Genomic DNA, 14,917 nt, shown 5'->3' on the forward strand with positions numbered 1-14,917 from the left:
GGCTATTAGATGCCCGTTTATTAGTCTTGGAACCGAATGTTGATTGTTTGAAATTTAAAATTGCATATCATGGAATTTGAAGAAATCCGCCCTTATCATGACGAAGAACTGCCTCAGATCTTTGAGGAATTAATTGCTGACCCGGCGTTCCAACAAGTGGCTTGCGCCGTTATGCCGGGTGTCCCTTTTGAAGCTATCGCGCAAAAAATGCGCGCAAGCAAGACCAAGCAGGAGTTTCAGGAGAACCTCTGCTATGGAATCCTGCATAAGTTGGCCAAGGATACCACAGACGGACTGATATTGGAAAGCATGGCTGTGCTGAACAAACAGTCTGCCTATACCTATGTTTCCAATCACAGAGACATCATTCTTGATTCCGGCTTTTTGTCTGTTCTTCTGGTGGAACAGGGACTGGATACCGTAGAAATCGCCATCGGTGATAATCTGCTGATTTATCCTTGGATCAAGAAACTGGTCCGCATCAATAAATGCTTCACCGTACAGCGTGCGCTTACCATGCGCCAGATGCTGGAATCGTCCATTCGCATGTCGCGCTATATGCACTATACCATTGCGGAGAAGAAACAGTCCATCTGGATCGCCCAACGTGAGGGGCGTGCCAAGGACTCCAATGACGTCACACAGGATAGTGTGCTGAAAATGTTGTCAATGGGCGGCGACGGAGATATCATTACCAACCTTCAGGAACTGAACATCGTTCCGCTTTCCATTTCGTATGAATACGATCCTTGTGATTTCCTGAAGGCGCAGGAATTCCAGTTGAAGCGCGACATTCCTGATTTCAAGAAAACTACGGATGATGACCTGCTGAATATGCAGACCGGGCTTCTGGGATATAAAGGGCGTGTATGTTTCCGCATGGCATCCTGTATTAATGAGGATCTGGCCAAACTGGACAGGACATTGCCTAAACCGGAACTGTTTGTGGCTATATCTGCCTTGATTGATAAGCGTATTCATGCCAACTATCGTATTTTTGCCAATAATTATGTGGCTCACGACCTGTTGTATAATGCGGAGGAATTTGCCGACCATTATACGGCGGAGGATAGGAAACGCTTTACAAGTTATATTGACACCCAGTTGGAACGTATCACGATTCCCAATAAGGATGTGGACTTCCTGCGTGAGAAGTTGCTGCTGATGTATGCCAACCCGTTGACAAACCATCTGGTTGCGACTAAATAAGAAGTCATTGGCGGTTTTTATGGTAGTAGTGAAGGAGGGAGTCTTAATCGCGTGGAACGAGTGAATGTGAAAAGATACTGTCGTGGATTGTTGGTTGCCGTATTGGCCTGCTTGTTGGCGGCATGCGGTGATGACTATTATTATCCTTCTGTGCGGCAGGATTTCCTGACTGCATTTTCCGGTGCGGACGGAAGGCTGGAGACGGTGCTCACCGATGAAGGCGAGACCTTTCGGGTTGTTGAGGATGCGTCCGGCATGCGTGTTGGTGTGGATGCCGCTATCCGTATAGTGGCCAATTATGAGACATTGACAACTGACGATAAAGTTGCAGGCGTTAAACTGTATGCTTTATTGCAGGCGATTTCTCCTGTCCCTTTAGCGGCTGATGAGTTTGAAGAGGGCGTGAAGACGGAGCCTTCGGAGGTGCAGAGCATTTGGTTGGGGCATGATTATCTGAATATAATCTTGAAAGTAAAGCAGCAAGGGAAACATCTTTTTCATTTTGTGGAGGATGAGGTTTCTGTGGATGAAGCGAGTGGGCGTGCCAAAGTGCGGCTGACTTTGTTCCATGATGTGACCAGTGCCACGCAAGATTATAGCAAACGCGCTTATCTGTCTGTCCCCTTAAAGCAGTATATGATTGACGGTGTGCAGGGAGTGGATGTCTTTTTTAGTGTTTATACTTACTCCGGCCGCCTCAAAACCTATATTTTGGATGAAACAGGGCTCCATGTGGAGGAGTGATTCTATTTCTATACATTATATATAAGAGGATAGGCCATCGGAGTTTTGGCATATCCTCTTTTCTTTTTTAAAGGTTGTTGTGGTGGCAGGGATCGGCAATGGTCAGCTCAATACCCATCTCCTCTATGCGTAGGGCGGTGGAGGGGGGGATTTTGGAGTCGGTGATGATATGGTCGATGTCTTCCATATCGGCTATTTTGCTGAAGCCGCGCCGTCCGAACTTGGAGGAGTCTGCCAGCACAATTGTTTTTTGTGCGGTTTGCATCATCACGCGGTTGAGGCTTGCTTCCATCATATTGGTGGTGGTGATGCCGAAGTCGAGGTCAATGCCGTCCACACCGATGAATAATTTGCTGCACGAGAAGTCTGCCAGTATGTTTTCCGCATATTTCCCCACAACGGAGAGGCTGCTGTGCCGTAGAATTCCGCCAAGCTGGATGATGCATATGTTTTTCTCGCTTGCCAAGATGTTTGAGACCTCCATGGAAGCGGTGATGACGGTCAGCTCGTCTGCCGGAGCTATGCTGCGTGCAAGCGCGTGCATGGTTGTGCCCGACGCTATCAGGATGGAATCCTTGGGGGCGATTAGGTTGGCGGCTTTCATTCCTATCAGCCGCTTTTCCTCAACATATAATTTTTCTTTCTCGCTGACGTTCCGATTGTCGATATAAGGGTCTATCAGGATTGCCTTTCCATGATTCCGATACAGTTTCTTTTCTCTTTCGAGATCGGTCAAATCCTTTCGTATCGTAACTGACGAAACGTTGAGATGCGTAGCTAAATCTGTTACTAAAATAGAATCGTGTTGCATTAATAGCTCTAATATGAGAGCCTGCCTTTCTTCTTTTGTCATAATCGGTCTGGAAATTGTATTTTATGCGCTAATATACTTGAAAAAAATAGTATAAAGAAACTCTCAATGCTAAGAAATGGTAAAACGTCCGTTTGGTAGTGCTTTCTTTTGAAATGTAAGCTGAATCGGAGCTTTTTGGGACGAAACTTCTCGTTTGAAGAGTTTTTTTCTGGTTTTTAGCAAAAAAATAAAGAAAAAGTTTCGCTATTATAAAAATAGAATTTATATTTGTTGCGAAATGAAACCTGAGTTGTTTTGGTAAGAAAGAAAAGTGACTGTTGCATGGATCTTGAATCCCAAACAATATTAACTAATATTATAAGAGGCATGGTACTTAATAGCGGAACTAACGAATTTGATATCATTATTATTGGTGGAGGTGCAACCGGAGCCGGTACGGCAAGAGACTGTTCCTTGCGTGGAATGCGTGTCTTGCTTGTGGAGCGCTTCGATTTTGCCGCCGGTGCTACCGGGCGCAATCATGGATTGCTTCATAGTGGCGCCCGTTACGCGGTGACTGATAGAGAATCGGCCGCTGAATGTATTAAAGAGAATATGATTCTTCGGAAGATAGCACGTCATTGCGTGGAAGAAAACGGCGGTTTGTTTATCTCTCTTCCGGAAGATGATCTTTCCTATCAGAACCTGTTTGTGGAGTCCTGCCGGGCGGCAGGTATTAATGCCGAGACGATTGACCCGGCCGAGGCGAGACTGATAGAGCCTTCTGTGAATCCTTCAATAATCGGTGCGGTGAAAGTTCCCGACGGCTCGATAGATCCTTTCAGGCTGACTTTGGCAAACGTCATCGACGCTAAAGCTCATGGTGCAAAAGTATTGGTATACCATGAAGTGACAGCTTTGATTCGGGAACAGGGGGCCATTGTGGGAGTCACCGTATTTAATCATAAAACAAAGACTGAACATAATTATTATGCACCTCTGACTATCAATGCGGGAGGTATCTGGGGACATGGCATTGCTGCAAAAGCAGGCATAAGGGTGGACATGTTCCCTGCGAAAGGCTCATTGTTGATTTTTGGGCATCGAATCAATAATGTTGTGCTGAATCGCTGCCGCAAGCCCGCCAATGCGGACATTCTCGTTCCGGGGGATACAATCTGCCTGATTGGAACGACTTCAAGTCGTGTGGGTTTTGACGAGGTGGATGATGTGAGGGTTACGTCGGAAGAAGTTGACCTGCTGTTGTCGGAAGGTGAAAAGCTGGCTCCTGCATTGGCAACAACCCGTATTCTGCGTGCATACGCCGGCGTTCGTCCGCTGGTGGCTGCCGACAATGATCCTTCCGGCCGTAACATCAGCCGCGGCATCGTATTGCTGGATCATGAGACACGTGACGGTGTGGCGGGTTTTGTAACTATTACCGGCGGCAAGTTGATGACTTACCGCTTGATGGCGGAGTGGGCTACGGATCTGGCCTGCAAGAAACTTGGTGTTGATAAGCCTTGTACTACCATGAATGAACCTCTTCCCGGTTCGCGAATGGAAGAAGGAGAGTCCAATGGCAGGCAGGTAGTGGCTGATCAGCCTAAACGTTCTTCGGTTGGGCGTCATGGTGAAATGGCTGCAAAGATTGCGTCGGAAAGCAAGTATGATAATAGTCTGGTTTGCGAGTGTGAAGATGTTACAGTGGGCGAGGTCAACTATGCGGTGAACGAGCTTGATGTGCACAACCTGATAGACTTGCGTCGTCGCACGCGTGTCGGTATGGGGACATGTCAGGGAGAACTTTGTGCTTGTCGTGCGGCAGGTTTGTTGGGCGAGGCGCATAATTGTTCGCAGAAGGCGAAAGATGATTTGGCTTCGTTCCTGAATGAACGTTGGAAAGGATTGTATCCTGTGGCGTGGGGCGAGGCGTTGCGCGAAAGCGAATATACCCAGTGGATATATAGCGGAGTTTGTGGAATGGAATAAAATGAATAAAGATGAAATTTGATGTTTTAATAATAGGCGGAGGACTTGCCGGCTTGACATGTGGAATCCGTTTGCAAAAGAACGGTGTGAAATGTGCTATTGTTTCCACCGGACAAAGTGCGTTGCACTTTTCTTCGGGTTCGTTTGATTTGCTTAATGAGCTTCCTGACGGTACGAAGGTGGATAATCCCATGGCTGCTGTTGGGAAAGTCAGTGCGAATCATCCTTATGCCAAATTGGGTAGCGAGTTTGCATATTATGTTCATGAGGCAAAGCAGCAGTTCCTTGATTTGGGGATTGAGGTGGCCGGTGATGCTGAACAGAACCATTTGCGCATAACCCCTATGGGTACATTGAAACCGACTTGGCTGACTTTCTCCGATTTTACGCCTTTCTCATCGGTAAGTGACATGGCCGGCAAGAAGATTCGGGTTGTCAATATGGCCGGATTCCTTGACTTCAATACGAAGTTTGTCGCTGACAGCTTTGAGAAGTATGGGGCAAAGTGCCAGATTTCTTCCATAAATCTTCCTGAACTGGAAAGACTGCGGATTAGTCCGACAGAAATGCGATCCACTAATATTGCCAGAGTTTTGGAGAATGAAAAAACGCTTGAGGCCTTGATAATGGAATTGGCAGGAACGGTTTCCGGTTTCGATGTGGTTGCTTTGCCTGCCGTATTCGGACTTTCGTCTGTGGCGCCGGTAAGGAGACTGAAAGAAGCGTTGAATATTCCGGTATGGCTGATACCGACAATGCCGCCGTCTGTTCCCGGTATTCGTGCACAGCAACAGCTCCGTCGTTCTTTTGAAGAACTGGGGGGAGTGTATATGCTGGGTGATACAGTGGTGAAAGCAGATTTTAAGGGCAACAAGGTGCAATCGGTATATTCCGTCAATCATGGGGATATTTCATTTGTGGCGGAAAACTTTGTTCTGGCTTCGGGAAGTTATTTCAGCAACGGATTGATTGCGCAACCCGATAAAGTTATCGAGCCGGTCTTCGGCAGTGATGTCGATTTTACTCCCGGACGTGACAGTTGGTATGACAAGTCGTTCTTCAATAAACAGAATTATATGACATTCGGCGTAGCTACCGATGAAAAGTTGCGGATAAAGATCAAGGGCGATGTACAACAGAATCTGTTTGCGGTCGGATCTGTTTTAGGCGGCTCCAATACAATACACGAGGGCTGCGGTGCAGGTGTCTCTATGCTTACGGCATTATATGTAGCGGATAACTTAATAAATGGATGAGATCATGAATATGCAGCAGAACAATATAAGCGAGAACAATTTTGAGCAATGCATAAAATGTACTGTTTGTACAGTGTATTGTCCGGTTATTCCGGTGAACCCCAAGTATCCCGGTCCGAAGCAAGCCGGTCCGGACGAGGAGCGCCTTCGCTTGAAAAGAGGTGAATATTTTGATGAGGCGCTGAAATATTGTTTGAATTGTAAACGTTGTGAAGTGGCTTGCCCGTCGAATGTGAAGATTGGAGACATCATTCAGCTGGCACGCATCAAATATAGCAAGAAAAAACCGGCATTGCGTGATATCATGTTGGCCAATACGGATTTCGTGGGCACTATGGCATCTGCTTTCGCTCCTGTGGTAAATGCCACATTGTCTTTGAAACCGGTGAAAATGGTGATGGATGGAGCGTTGAAGATAGATCATCGTCGTGTCTTTCCGAAATATTCTTCCCAGACATTCGAAAGTTGGTTCAAGAAGAATGTAATGGCTTTGCAAGAGAACTATAAGAAACATGTGACTTTCTTCCATGGCTGTTACATCAATTATAATTTCCCCCAACTGGGTAAGGACATGGTGAGTGTGTTCAATGCGATAGGCTATGGAGTGCATTTGCTTGAAAAGGAGAAATGTTGCGGGGTGGCTTTGATTTCCAACGGCTTGATAAATCAAGCGCGTAAGCAGGCTGAGTCCAATCTCCGTTCCGTTCGTAAGTCTGTTCTGGAGGACAAGCGTCCTGTTATCGGAGCCTCGTCAACCTGTATTTTCACGATGCGCGATGAATATCCTCATTTACTTGGAATTGACAATGCAGATGTGCGCGACAGCATAGAGCTGGCCACCCGTTTTATTTTCCGTTTGCTTGAGGAAGGAAACGTAAAGTTGAAATTCCGGAATGATGTGAAGATGAAGATAGCCTATCATACGCCTTGCCATATGGAAAAATTGGGTTGGGCATATTATTCCATTGCTTTATTGCGCAGTATTCCCAATGTGGATCTTACCGTACTGAACTCTCAGTGTTGCGGAATTGCGGGCACATATGGATTTAAAAAAGAAAACTACGAAACATCACAGGGAATAGGCGCTTCATTGTTTAACCAGATAGAAGAAGTGGCAGCGGATTTTGTGGCTACCGATTGTGAAACCTGCAAATGGCAGATTGAAATGTCTACTTCGGCAAAAGTAAAACACCCCATCTCGGTACTTGCGGAAGCTCTGGATTTAGAAGAAACCAGTAAATTGAATTGTAATAAATAATATTATCATTAAATCTTTGTACTATGTGGAATTTTTTGGCACCACCTGCTTACAAGCAGGAGTTACCGGCAGAGAAGATTGACTCTGTATATAAGAGTTATCGCTGGCAGGTCTTCTTAGGCATTTTTATTGGTTACGCAGGTTTTTATATTGTGCGTAAGAACTTTTCAATGGCTATCCCGGAACTTGGCCAGTTTGGTTTTGAAAAAGGAGAATTGAGCATCGTGCTTTCTATGAATGCGGTTGCTTATGCTTTGTCCAAGTTTTTAATGGGAAGCGTGTCCGATCGTAGCAATGCGCGTGTATTCCTACCATTAGGATTGGTTTTGGCGGCTGTTTCCATGATGTTTATGATTGTACCGGTACAATTCTTCGGTCCGGAACAAAAATCATTGGCTATCATTGTAATGGCTGTCCTGAATTTTTTGGTAGGTTGGTTCAACGGTATGGGATGGCCTCCTTGCGGACGGGTCATGACACACTGGTTTTCAGTGACCGAACGGGGAACAATGATGTCCATTTGGAACTGCGCCCATAACGTGGGCGGTGCGTTGGTAGGCCCAATGGCTGTTTATGGCGCACTGTGGTTTGGCTCTTGGTTCTATGGGGTTGATTCATCCCGTTACTTTCTCATCGGTACGTATGTTTTCCCGGCAGCGGTAGCTATCCTCGTGGCGTTAGTGGCATATTGCCTGATACGTGATACTCCTCAATCCTGCGGACTTCCTTCCATTGAGAAATACCGCAATGATTATCCTAAGAATTATAGCGAAAAACAGGAAGAAGTGCTGACGGCTAAAGAAATCTTCTTTAAGCATGTGTTCAACAACAAAATGCTTTGGTACATTGCTATCGCCAATGCCTTTGTCTATATGGTGCGTTACGGTTGCTTGGACTGGGCTCCGACGTTCCTGAAAGAGGCCCAGGGCTATGATATCAAGCAAGCGGGGTGGGCATATTTTGCCTATGAGTTTGCGGCAATACCCGGAACACTGGTTTGCGGTTGGCTGAGTGATAAGGTATTTAAGGGTGGGCGTGCTATGACTACTATCATCTTTATGGCTATTGTAGCGGTATTTATCTTCCTCTATTGGCAGTGTTCCGACAACTATATGATTGTGACTTTGTCTCTGATTGCTATCGGTTTCTTTATCTATGGGCCGGTAATGTTGATTGGAGTTCAGGCGCTTGATCTTGCTCCTAAGAATGCTGCCGGTACGGCTGCCGGACTTACCGGGTTCTTCGGCTACTTCTTCGGAACGGCTATTCTGGCCAATGTAGTCCTCGGTTATGTAGCTGAAATGGCCGGTTGGGACTGGACTTTCATCTTGCTGCTCATCGCTTGTGCTTTGTCCATCCTATTGATGTCTTTCACTTATAAAGACGAAAAAGCATTACTTGCGGAAAGAAATAAGAAATAATCTTTTTAAGATAATATAGAATGATTTTAAACCAGTATTTACCTTAAAAATTAAACTATGTTGAAGAATCCAATCAGATTGAGCGCAACCTTATTAGGTATGGCTTTAGTAGCTTTCACTTCCTGTGAAGACCAAGATTTTACAGATGTGAATAATGATGCAACACGTGTTGAAGTAAACACAATCTCAGCCGAAATGGCAAAAGTACGCGACTATGTACCCGATTACGCTGTAATGGCTCATCGCGGTTCAACATTCTGGGCGCCGGAAGAAACGGAATCAGCATGGCGCTGGGCACGCGAAATGGGTGCGGATTATCTTGAATCCGATCTTCAGTGCACGAAGGACGGTGTGATCCTTGCGAACCATGATGACAATTTGAAACGTACCACTAACATTGAGAATGTGTATAGCGAACTTGTTCCGGCAACGCGTAAAGCCTTTTACATGCGTCATGGAATGAGCGAGGAAGAGGCAGAAAAATTGGTTGCCGCTGATAAGGCAAGTTTCCGTCCCTATTATGCGATGTCTTATATGTACGAAGAATTACTGGCTCTGGATGCCGGCAGTTGGTTCAATGAGACAAGTATTGAGCAAGCCCGCAAGTCATTTGCCGAAAAACATCAATATGTTTCCGCCCTTGAAGACCAGATTCGTTACGCCGAAGGCAAAATGCTGAAACGCGGTTCTGATGGTGAACGCATATACACTGTCACCGGCACTTGGGATCCGGACAAACCCCGGGATTGCTTGACATATAAATTTGAATATGTGGATGATCCGCAGGATACAGGTAACCGTCCGGGTATTTATATCGAGTTTAAGGAGTCCTGGCTGAATCCTTCGGACTTTGAAAAGCGTGTTTACAATAAATTGGACGAACTTGGTTGGAACATTATTACGAAACCTTGTGATGGAGAACCTTTCTATAAGAACAATAAAGTAAATGTAGGCAATACCAATGGTAAGGTGATTCTTCAGACATTCTCTCTTGAAAGTCTTCGCCGCACAGCAGACGAATTCCAGGGTAAAATACCTATGTGTTTCTTGTTGTGGGAAGGTAACGGCGCCACCGACTTGAAGTATGACACGCCTCAGGGATATGCCTCTTTCATCAATCTTGGTTTGGAATATAAGGCTCACATTATCGGCCCTTGCATTGCGGGAGCTCCTAATAACTATCCGGAGATGAACGCCCCATGGCAGGCCTATCTGATCAAGAAATCCGGCATGTTGAATCATCCGTACTCATTCGACTCTTATGCGCAAATGGGTAAGTATTTCGGACAATACAACTGGGGAAATACTGTACAATATGACGATGTTCTGCATGGTATCTATGGTGACGGTCTGTTCACTAACCGTTCGGAAATGAGTCTGAAATATTTAATTGACAATGGTCTGCGCAAAGCGCCTGCTCCTCAAACGGTTCCGGATGCAGTTGAGACACTTGAAAGACTTGGTTATTAATTAATTTATTAACACTAATACAGATTATATTATATGAAAAAATATATTTTAATGCCGGTATTGGCTGCATTGTCACTGTCAGGATCGGTAATCCAAGCTCAGGACTTTGATAATAATCCGGTTGTTAATGTTAGCAACAGTAAGGAAAACTTGAACTTTACGATTGGTGCTCGTTTCATGATGGACGGTGCATACTATCATTCGGACTTCACTCCGGTAAAATCGGGAGCAGCCATTACTGATGCGCGTATCCGTACTTCAATGAGTTATGAAGACTGGTACTTCTATGCAGATTTTGACTTCTCCAAAGGTAAATTCTCACAGAAGAATATTTTCCTGCAATACTCGCTGGAAGGTGCAAAAGGTACTCACCGCTTTAAAGCCGGTTATTACAACAATCCGGTTTCAATGGCAAATAATACCAGCCGCGGAAGCCTGCACTTTATCTCCCGTTCGGCCGCAGCCAATGCTTTTTCGCCTTCTCGTGAGTTGGGTCTGAGCTATATTTTCTATAATGACCATTTCTTTGCAAATCAGGGTGTATTTGCCGAAAACAAATACAACGATCAGCCGTCAGGCTATCAGGGCATGTCATTGGGTGGCCGTTGGGTATGGCGTCCTATCAATAATGATGACAGGACATTCCACTTAGGAGCTGCTTTCCGTTATGCTAATATTGCTACCGGCACAGTAGAGAACAATGTCCTGAAAACCGAACTGGATATGGGATCTTCATTGGAAACTTACGTAGACGCTACTCAGGATTTCTTATCGGCCAAGTTGCCATGGGCAAAAAATGTGTATGATGTGGGTGCTGAGTTCTTGTATAAGACAGATGACTTTTTTGCCCGCGGCGAATACATGTACAAACATGTGACGAAAAAACGTGATGACCAGGCTTTGTTCGAAGCTAATCTGGGGTCTATTGACTCTTGGGGCTCGCTTGAGTCATGGCAGAAAGGTAATCCGCTTGGTGACAATTCTTTCCATGGGGCTTATATTGAAGCCGGTTATAAGATCTTCGGCGATCCGTATCAATACAGCAATTCCGATGCTTTGTTGAAGGGGTTGAACGGTAGAGCGCTTGAGGTGGTGGCTCGTTATAGTTATACAGGCTTGAACGATCTCGTTGAGGGTGAGAAATATGTTCCCGGCCGCGATCAATATTATCCTAACGGTGTATTGGCAGACTATCCCGCCACTTCATTGAGCATTGGCGGCGGTAATATGCACTCGGCAACTTTAGGCGTAAACTACTCTTTCAACAAGTTCGCCCAAGTAATGTTGAGCTATACTTACAATCGTCTTGATCGCGATAAGTTCCAGTACGATAAGAACTTCCATGTGCTTCAGGCACGTCTGATGTTCCAATTCTAATTGTGTGCATTTGTTTATAATAATGGTTAGTGAGCCTCTGCAGCAGAGGTAACAAAAGAAAAGGGGATACTGCCACAGTGGTATCCTCTTTTTGTTGTATAGTGGAGGCAGCACAGATATTTCCCGAGATATTTGGTACTAAAAACGAAAAAGTCATAACTTTGATTGCATTTTCAATTCTGATTAAAAAGAGTAAACTTATGAAAGCATTTCTTGCAGGCATTTGTCTGTTTTTTGCCACCCTCGTTTCTTGCCAGCAGAAGGGAGAAGGTTTTACATCTGTTTCGGCAGATGAGTTTGCGACATTGATTGCTGATCCCGAAATTCAGCGATTGGATGTGCGTACGGTTGCCGAGTATTCGGAAGAGCACATCCCCGGCAGTATCAATATCAATGTGCTGGATGAGCAGTTTGCTGTTGTGGCGGATTCCACACTCCGGAAAGACGCACCGGTAGCTCTTTATTGCCGTAGCGGAAAACGCAGCAAGAAGGCTGCGGCTATCCTGAGCAAAAAGGGATATACGGTTTATGAACTCGATAAGGGGTTCACCGGCTGGAAACAAGCAGGGAAGGAAACAGAGAAATAGGCTGTTCCTTGTTTTGATACTCTCGATACCGGATGCTTAGCCGTTATGGGTATCGATTGAAGCGTTGTTTTTTCTTTGGACAATATTATAATCCGGCAGGACAAAAACAATATCAAAAAATACTTATTACCAATATTGATGGACGATATTAATGGCTCTTTGTTTTATAACTGACTACATTTGTTCACCCAAATAATTCTAAATGAAAACAAAGAATTACATTAAATTGTGTACCATGAAAATAAGTATTAATTGTATATTAATTAAATGCCCTGATAAAATGAAGATTATATTTGCTGTAATTGGGATATTATGCATGGGACTGATGTCTGTGCATGCCAATAACCCGTTGAGACAATCGCCTTATCCGCAAAAGGATAATATCATATATTTGAACCCGGCTCCTTTATTGGTGCCGTTGAGCATGAAGCAGTCGGATTATTTGCAGTTTAACCTCTCGCAAGATAAGAACTTCAAAGGAAGCAACGATATTCTCTCCAAACCTGTACCCTGGTGCATGTTCAATGCCCATAAGGTACTGAATACAGGTGTGTGGTACTGGCGTTTCCGTTCGGTCAGCAAGGCCGGTGAAGAAATGCCTTGGAGTGAGACGTATAGTTTTACAGTAGAAGAGACTACTCCGCAGTTTGCAACACCTCCGTTTGAGGTACTTTTGAAGAACCTTCCTAAGGACTATCCGCGTATTTATTGCTTTTTGAACGGGCACTTGGCGGATGCCCGGAAGAAGGTGCGTACTCATCCGGAGTTTGAAGTGATGGTTGATGATGCACGTACTGCGCTTGCTATGGATTTCAGTACCGATACGCAGCCTTATAAACATGTCTTTGCCATGTCTGAGAATTTTGATAAGCTGAATACTGCCTATCAAATGTTGCAGTATGACGTTTATGCAGATAAGATGATGGCGAATGTACGTTGCCTTCTTAAGCAAGAACCGGCTAAGGACTTTATCGACAATGATTTCAAGGCAGGAGAGCTGGTCTATCTGCTGGCAGCTACTTATGAGAATTTTTATGAGCGCTTTACGGAGCAAGAGCATAAGCAGATAGAAAAGATTATAATGGGGGTTCTTGGCTTTTATTATAACGGCCGGCTCTTAGGGCGTGAGGAGAATATGTTTTTCGATGAACATATCTGGCAGTTTGAAATACGCCGTTTCCTGCAAGTTTCATTGGTGCTGTATGACAAATATCCTGCTGCAAAAGAATATTTGGAGTATTACTATGAACTTTGGAATACGCGAGGACCGGGCACAGGTTTTAATCGTGACGGCGCATGGCACAATGGAGCCAACTATTTCAGCGCAAATGCAGTCAGCTTGTGCTATCTTCCCACTTTGTTCGGTTATCTCACAGGGACTGACTTTCTGCAGCATCCTTGGTATAAGAATGGGGGAATAGGGGTGGCATATACTTGGCTGCCCGGCTCTTTGAGTGCAGGTTTTGGCGACGGACATGAAAAAAGAAATGGTAAACCTTTACGCATCCGGAGCGCTTTTGCCGATTTCCTGGCCCGTACTACCGGTGACCCGTATGCAGCCTGGTATTCTGCTGTCAACAACCGCTATGATACCGAGTTTGAAACCCGTCTCTACCGTCTCGCATCCGCCAAGCAGCGCCCGGCCAATTGTGAACTTCCGGCGGATGCACCGAAAGCTGTATGGTTTAGGGACTGTGGCGAAATGATAGCCAACAGTAATTTGGGGGATTTGAAAAAGAATATCAGCCTGAGTTTTCGTTCCAGTCCTTTCGGTTCGGGCAATCATACCCATTCCAATCAGAATGCTTTCAATCTGCATTATGGTGGGGAAGCGGTTTTCCATGCAGTGGGGCATTATATGAACTTCTGTGATCCGCATAATCTGCTGTCCTATCGCAATACACGTGCCCATAACACCATGCTTATAAACGGTATCGGTCAGCCTTTTACACCCGATGCCTATGGATACATTGTGCGTATGTTCAATGGGGATAACATCTCTTATGCTTTGGGGGACGCTTCAACAGCATATTGTGGCATCAGTAATATCCGTTTGTGGAAAAGAAGTTTTGAGAAGTATCATCTGACACAAACGCCCGAAAACGGTTTCGGTGAGACTCCTTTGAAGAAGTACCGTAGACACATTTTCCTGTTGCACCCCAATAAAGTCGTTATTTATGACGAACTGGAGGCAAATGAGAAAGTGCGTTGGGACTGGTTGCTGCATAGTCCTGTGAAATTTGATATAAATCCTGCCGCATCCATACTCACGACAGTGAACAAAGAGAAGGGGTTTAGTTCCGTTGTCCAATTGTTTTGTGAACAGGAAGCTGCTATCACCCAAACTGATAAATATGCTGCTCCTCCGAATCATGCTGATGCCCAGCGTGGTGAGGACTTTACCGATCCCTGGTCACTTACTGCAAGTTTCGGGCCGAGCAGGAATAATCGTATACTTACCATTATTCAGGTTGAAGCCGATGGCAGGCAGGCTGTGCAGATAATGAGAGAGGGCAATACTTTCCGATGCGGCGAATGGGTTATTGAAGCCGAATTGAATGCTAAACGTCCGGGCAGATTGTATATCCGTAACAGCCGGAACAATGCTGTGTTCAGCTATGGGGATAAGAAACCGGAAATAAACGGAGAACTCTATTCATGTAAAGAGAAAGATGCTTCTGTTTTGTTCGACTGTGTCAACGGGGAATGGACGGTTCAGGAAATGGGCGACCAAAGAGTGCAAACGATGGGAAAGTGGTAAATCTCTTGTGGCTTGTTACTTCATGGGGTTGTATCAAAATGAAATTCAG

Annotated in this window: 11 protein-coding genes; 10 read left to right on the forward strand and 1 reads right to left on the reverse strand. The window is 45.1% G+C overall.

Annotation, left to right across the window (positions count from 1 at the left end; translation table 11 throughout):
- Positions 1-69 precede the first annotated feature (69 nt).
- A complete protein-coding gene (locus NQ546_RS04200; RefSeq protein ID WP_004292204.1) occupies positions 70-1,209 on the forward strand; it encodes a 1-acyl-sn-glycerol-3-phosphate acyltransferase in 1,140 nt (379 codons plus the stop codon).
- 66 nt (positions 1,210-1,275) lie between these two features.
- Complete coding sequence (locus NQ546_RS04205) at positions 1,276-1,953, forward strand: NigD1/NigD2 family lipoprotein (RefSeq protein ID WP_039953557.1); 678 nt, start codon at positions 1,276-1,278, stop codon at positions 1,951-1,953.
- Between the two features lie 67 nt (positions 1,954-2,020).
- On the opposite strand, the gene NQ546_RS04210 is transcribed toward NQ546_RS04205, so the two are convergent.
- A complete protein-coding gene (locus tag NQ546_RS04210; RefSeq protein ID WP_004292206.1) occupies positions 2,021-2,806 on the reverse strand; it encodes a DeoR/GlpR family DNA-binding transcription regulator in 786 nt (261 codons plus the stop codon).
- A gap of 327 nt (positions 2,807-3,133) precedes the next feature.
- Between NQ546_RS04210 and glpA the strand changes: the two genes are divergently transcribed.
- The 8 genes from glpA (at position 3,134) to NQ546_RS04250 (ending at position 14,868) form a co-directional block, all read left to right on the forward strand.
- The gene (gene glpA, locus NQ546_RS04215) at positions 3,134-4,738 is read left to right on the forward strand and encodes an anaerobic glycerol-3-phosphate dehydrogenase subunit A (RefSeq protein ID WP_017141042.1); all 1,605 of its coding nucleotides are present in this window, start codon (positions 3,134-3,136) and stop codon (positions 4,736-4,738) included.
- Between the two features lie 11 nt (positions 4,739-4,749).
- Positions 4,750-5,994: a glycerol-3-phosphate dehydrogenase subunit GlpB gene (gene glpB / locus NQ546_RS04220; RefSeq protein WP_004292208.1), complete on the forward strand. Its 1,245-nt coding sequence runs from the start codon at positions 4,750-4,752 to the stop codon at positions 5,992-5,994.
- A 4-nt stretch (positions 5,995-5,998) separates the two neighbouring features.
- Complete coding sequence (glpC, locus tag NQ546_RS04225; RefSeq protein WP_039953559.1) at positions 5,999-7,252, forward strand: anaerobic glycerol-3-phosphate dehydrogenase subunit GlpC; 1,254 nt, start codon at positions 5,999-6,001, stop codon at positions 7,250-7,252.
- A gap of 23 nt (positions 7,253-7,275) precedes the next feature.
- On the forward strand, positions 7,276-8,673 hold the full coding sequence (gene pgtP / locus NQ546_RS04230) for a phosphoglycerate transporter protein PgtP (RefSeq protein WP_004292210.1): 1,398 nt from the start codon (positions 7,276-7,278) through the stop codon (positions 8,671-8,673).
- Between the two features lie 57 nt (positions 8,674-8,730).
- Positions 8,731-10,143: a glycerophosphodiester phosphodiesterase family protein gene (locus NQ546_RS04235; protein ID WP_004292211.1), complete on the forward strand. Its 1,413-nt coding sequence runs from the start codon at positions 8,731-8,733 to the stop codon at positions 10,141-10,143.
- A 33-nt stretch (positions 10,144-10,176) separates the two neighbouring features.
- Positions 10,177-11,520 carry a porin gene (locus NQ546_RS04240; protein WP_004292212.1) on the forward strand — a complete coding sequence of 448 codons (1,344 nt, stop codon included), beginning with the start codon at positions 10,177-10,179 and terminating at the stop codon, positions 11,518-11,520.
- A gap of 200 nt (positions 11,521-11,720) precedes the next feature.
- Positions 11,721-12,107, forward strand: coding sequence for a rhodanese-like domain-containing protein (locus NQ546_RS04245; RefSeq protein ID WP_029429346.1), 387 nt, complete (start codon positions 11,721-11,723; stop codon positions 12,105-12,107).
- 280 nt (positions 12,108-12,387) lie between these two features.
- Complete coding sequence (locus NQ546_RS04250; protein ID WP_039953560.1) at positions 12,388-14,868, forward strand: DUF4962 domain-containing protein; 2,481 nt, start codon at positions 12,388-12,390, stop codon at positions 14,866-14,868.
- Positions 14,869-14,917 lie beyond the last annotated feature (49 nt).

Source organism: Bacteroides eggerthii (assembly GCF_025146565.1).
GTDB lineage: Bacteria > Bacteroidota > Bacteroidia > Bacteroidales > Bacteroidaceae > Bacteroides > Bacteroides eggerthii.

Coding starts and splice junctions, on each gene's coding strand:
- NQ546_RS04200 (WP_004292204.1), top strand. CDS start 70: ATGGAATTTGAAGAAATCCGCCCTTATCATGACGAAGAACTGCCTCAG.
- NQ546_RS04210 (WP_004292206.1), bottom strand. CDS start 2,806: ATGACAAAAGAAGAAAGGCAGGCTCTCATATTAGAGCTATTAATGCAA.
- glpA (WP_017141042.1), top strand. CDS start 3,134: ATGGTACTTAATAGCGGAACTAACGAATTTGATATCATTATTATTGGT.
- glpB (WP_004292208.1), top strand. CDS start 4,750: ATGAAATTTGATGTTTTAATAATAGGCGGAGGACTTGCCGGCTTGACA.
- glpC (WP_039953559.1), top strand. CDS start 5,999: ATGAATATGCAGCAGAACAATATAAGCGAGAACAATTTTGAGCAATGC.
- pgtP (WP_004292210.1), top strand. CDS start 7,276: ATGTGGAATTTTTTGGCACCACCTGCTTACAAGCAGGAGTTACCGGCA.
- NQ546_RS04235 (WP_004292211.1), top strand. CDS start 8,731: ATGTTGAAGAATCCAATCAGATTGAGCGCAACCTTATTAGGTATGGCT.
- NQ546_RS04240 (WP_004292212.1), top strand. CDS start 10,177: ATGAAAAAATATATTTTAATGCCGGTATTGGCTGCATTGTCACTGTCA.
- NQ546_RS04245 (WP_029429346.1), top strand. CDS start 11,721: ATGAAAGCATTTCTTGCAGGCATTTGTCTGTTTTTTGCCACCCTCGTT.
- NQ546_RS04250 (WP_039953560.1), top strand. CDS start 12,388: ATGAAGATTATATTTGCTGTAATTGGGATATTATGCATGGGACTGATG.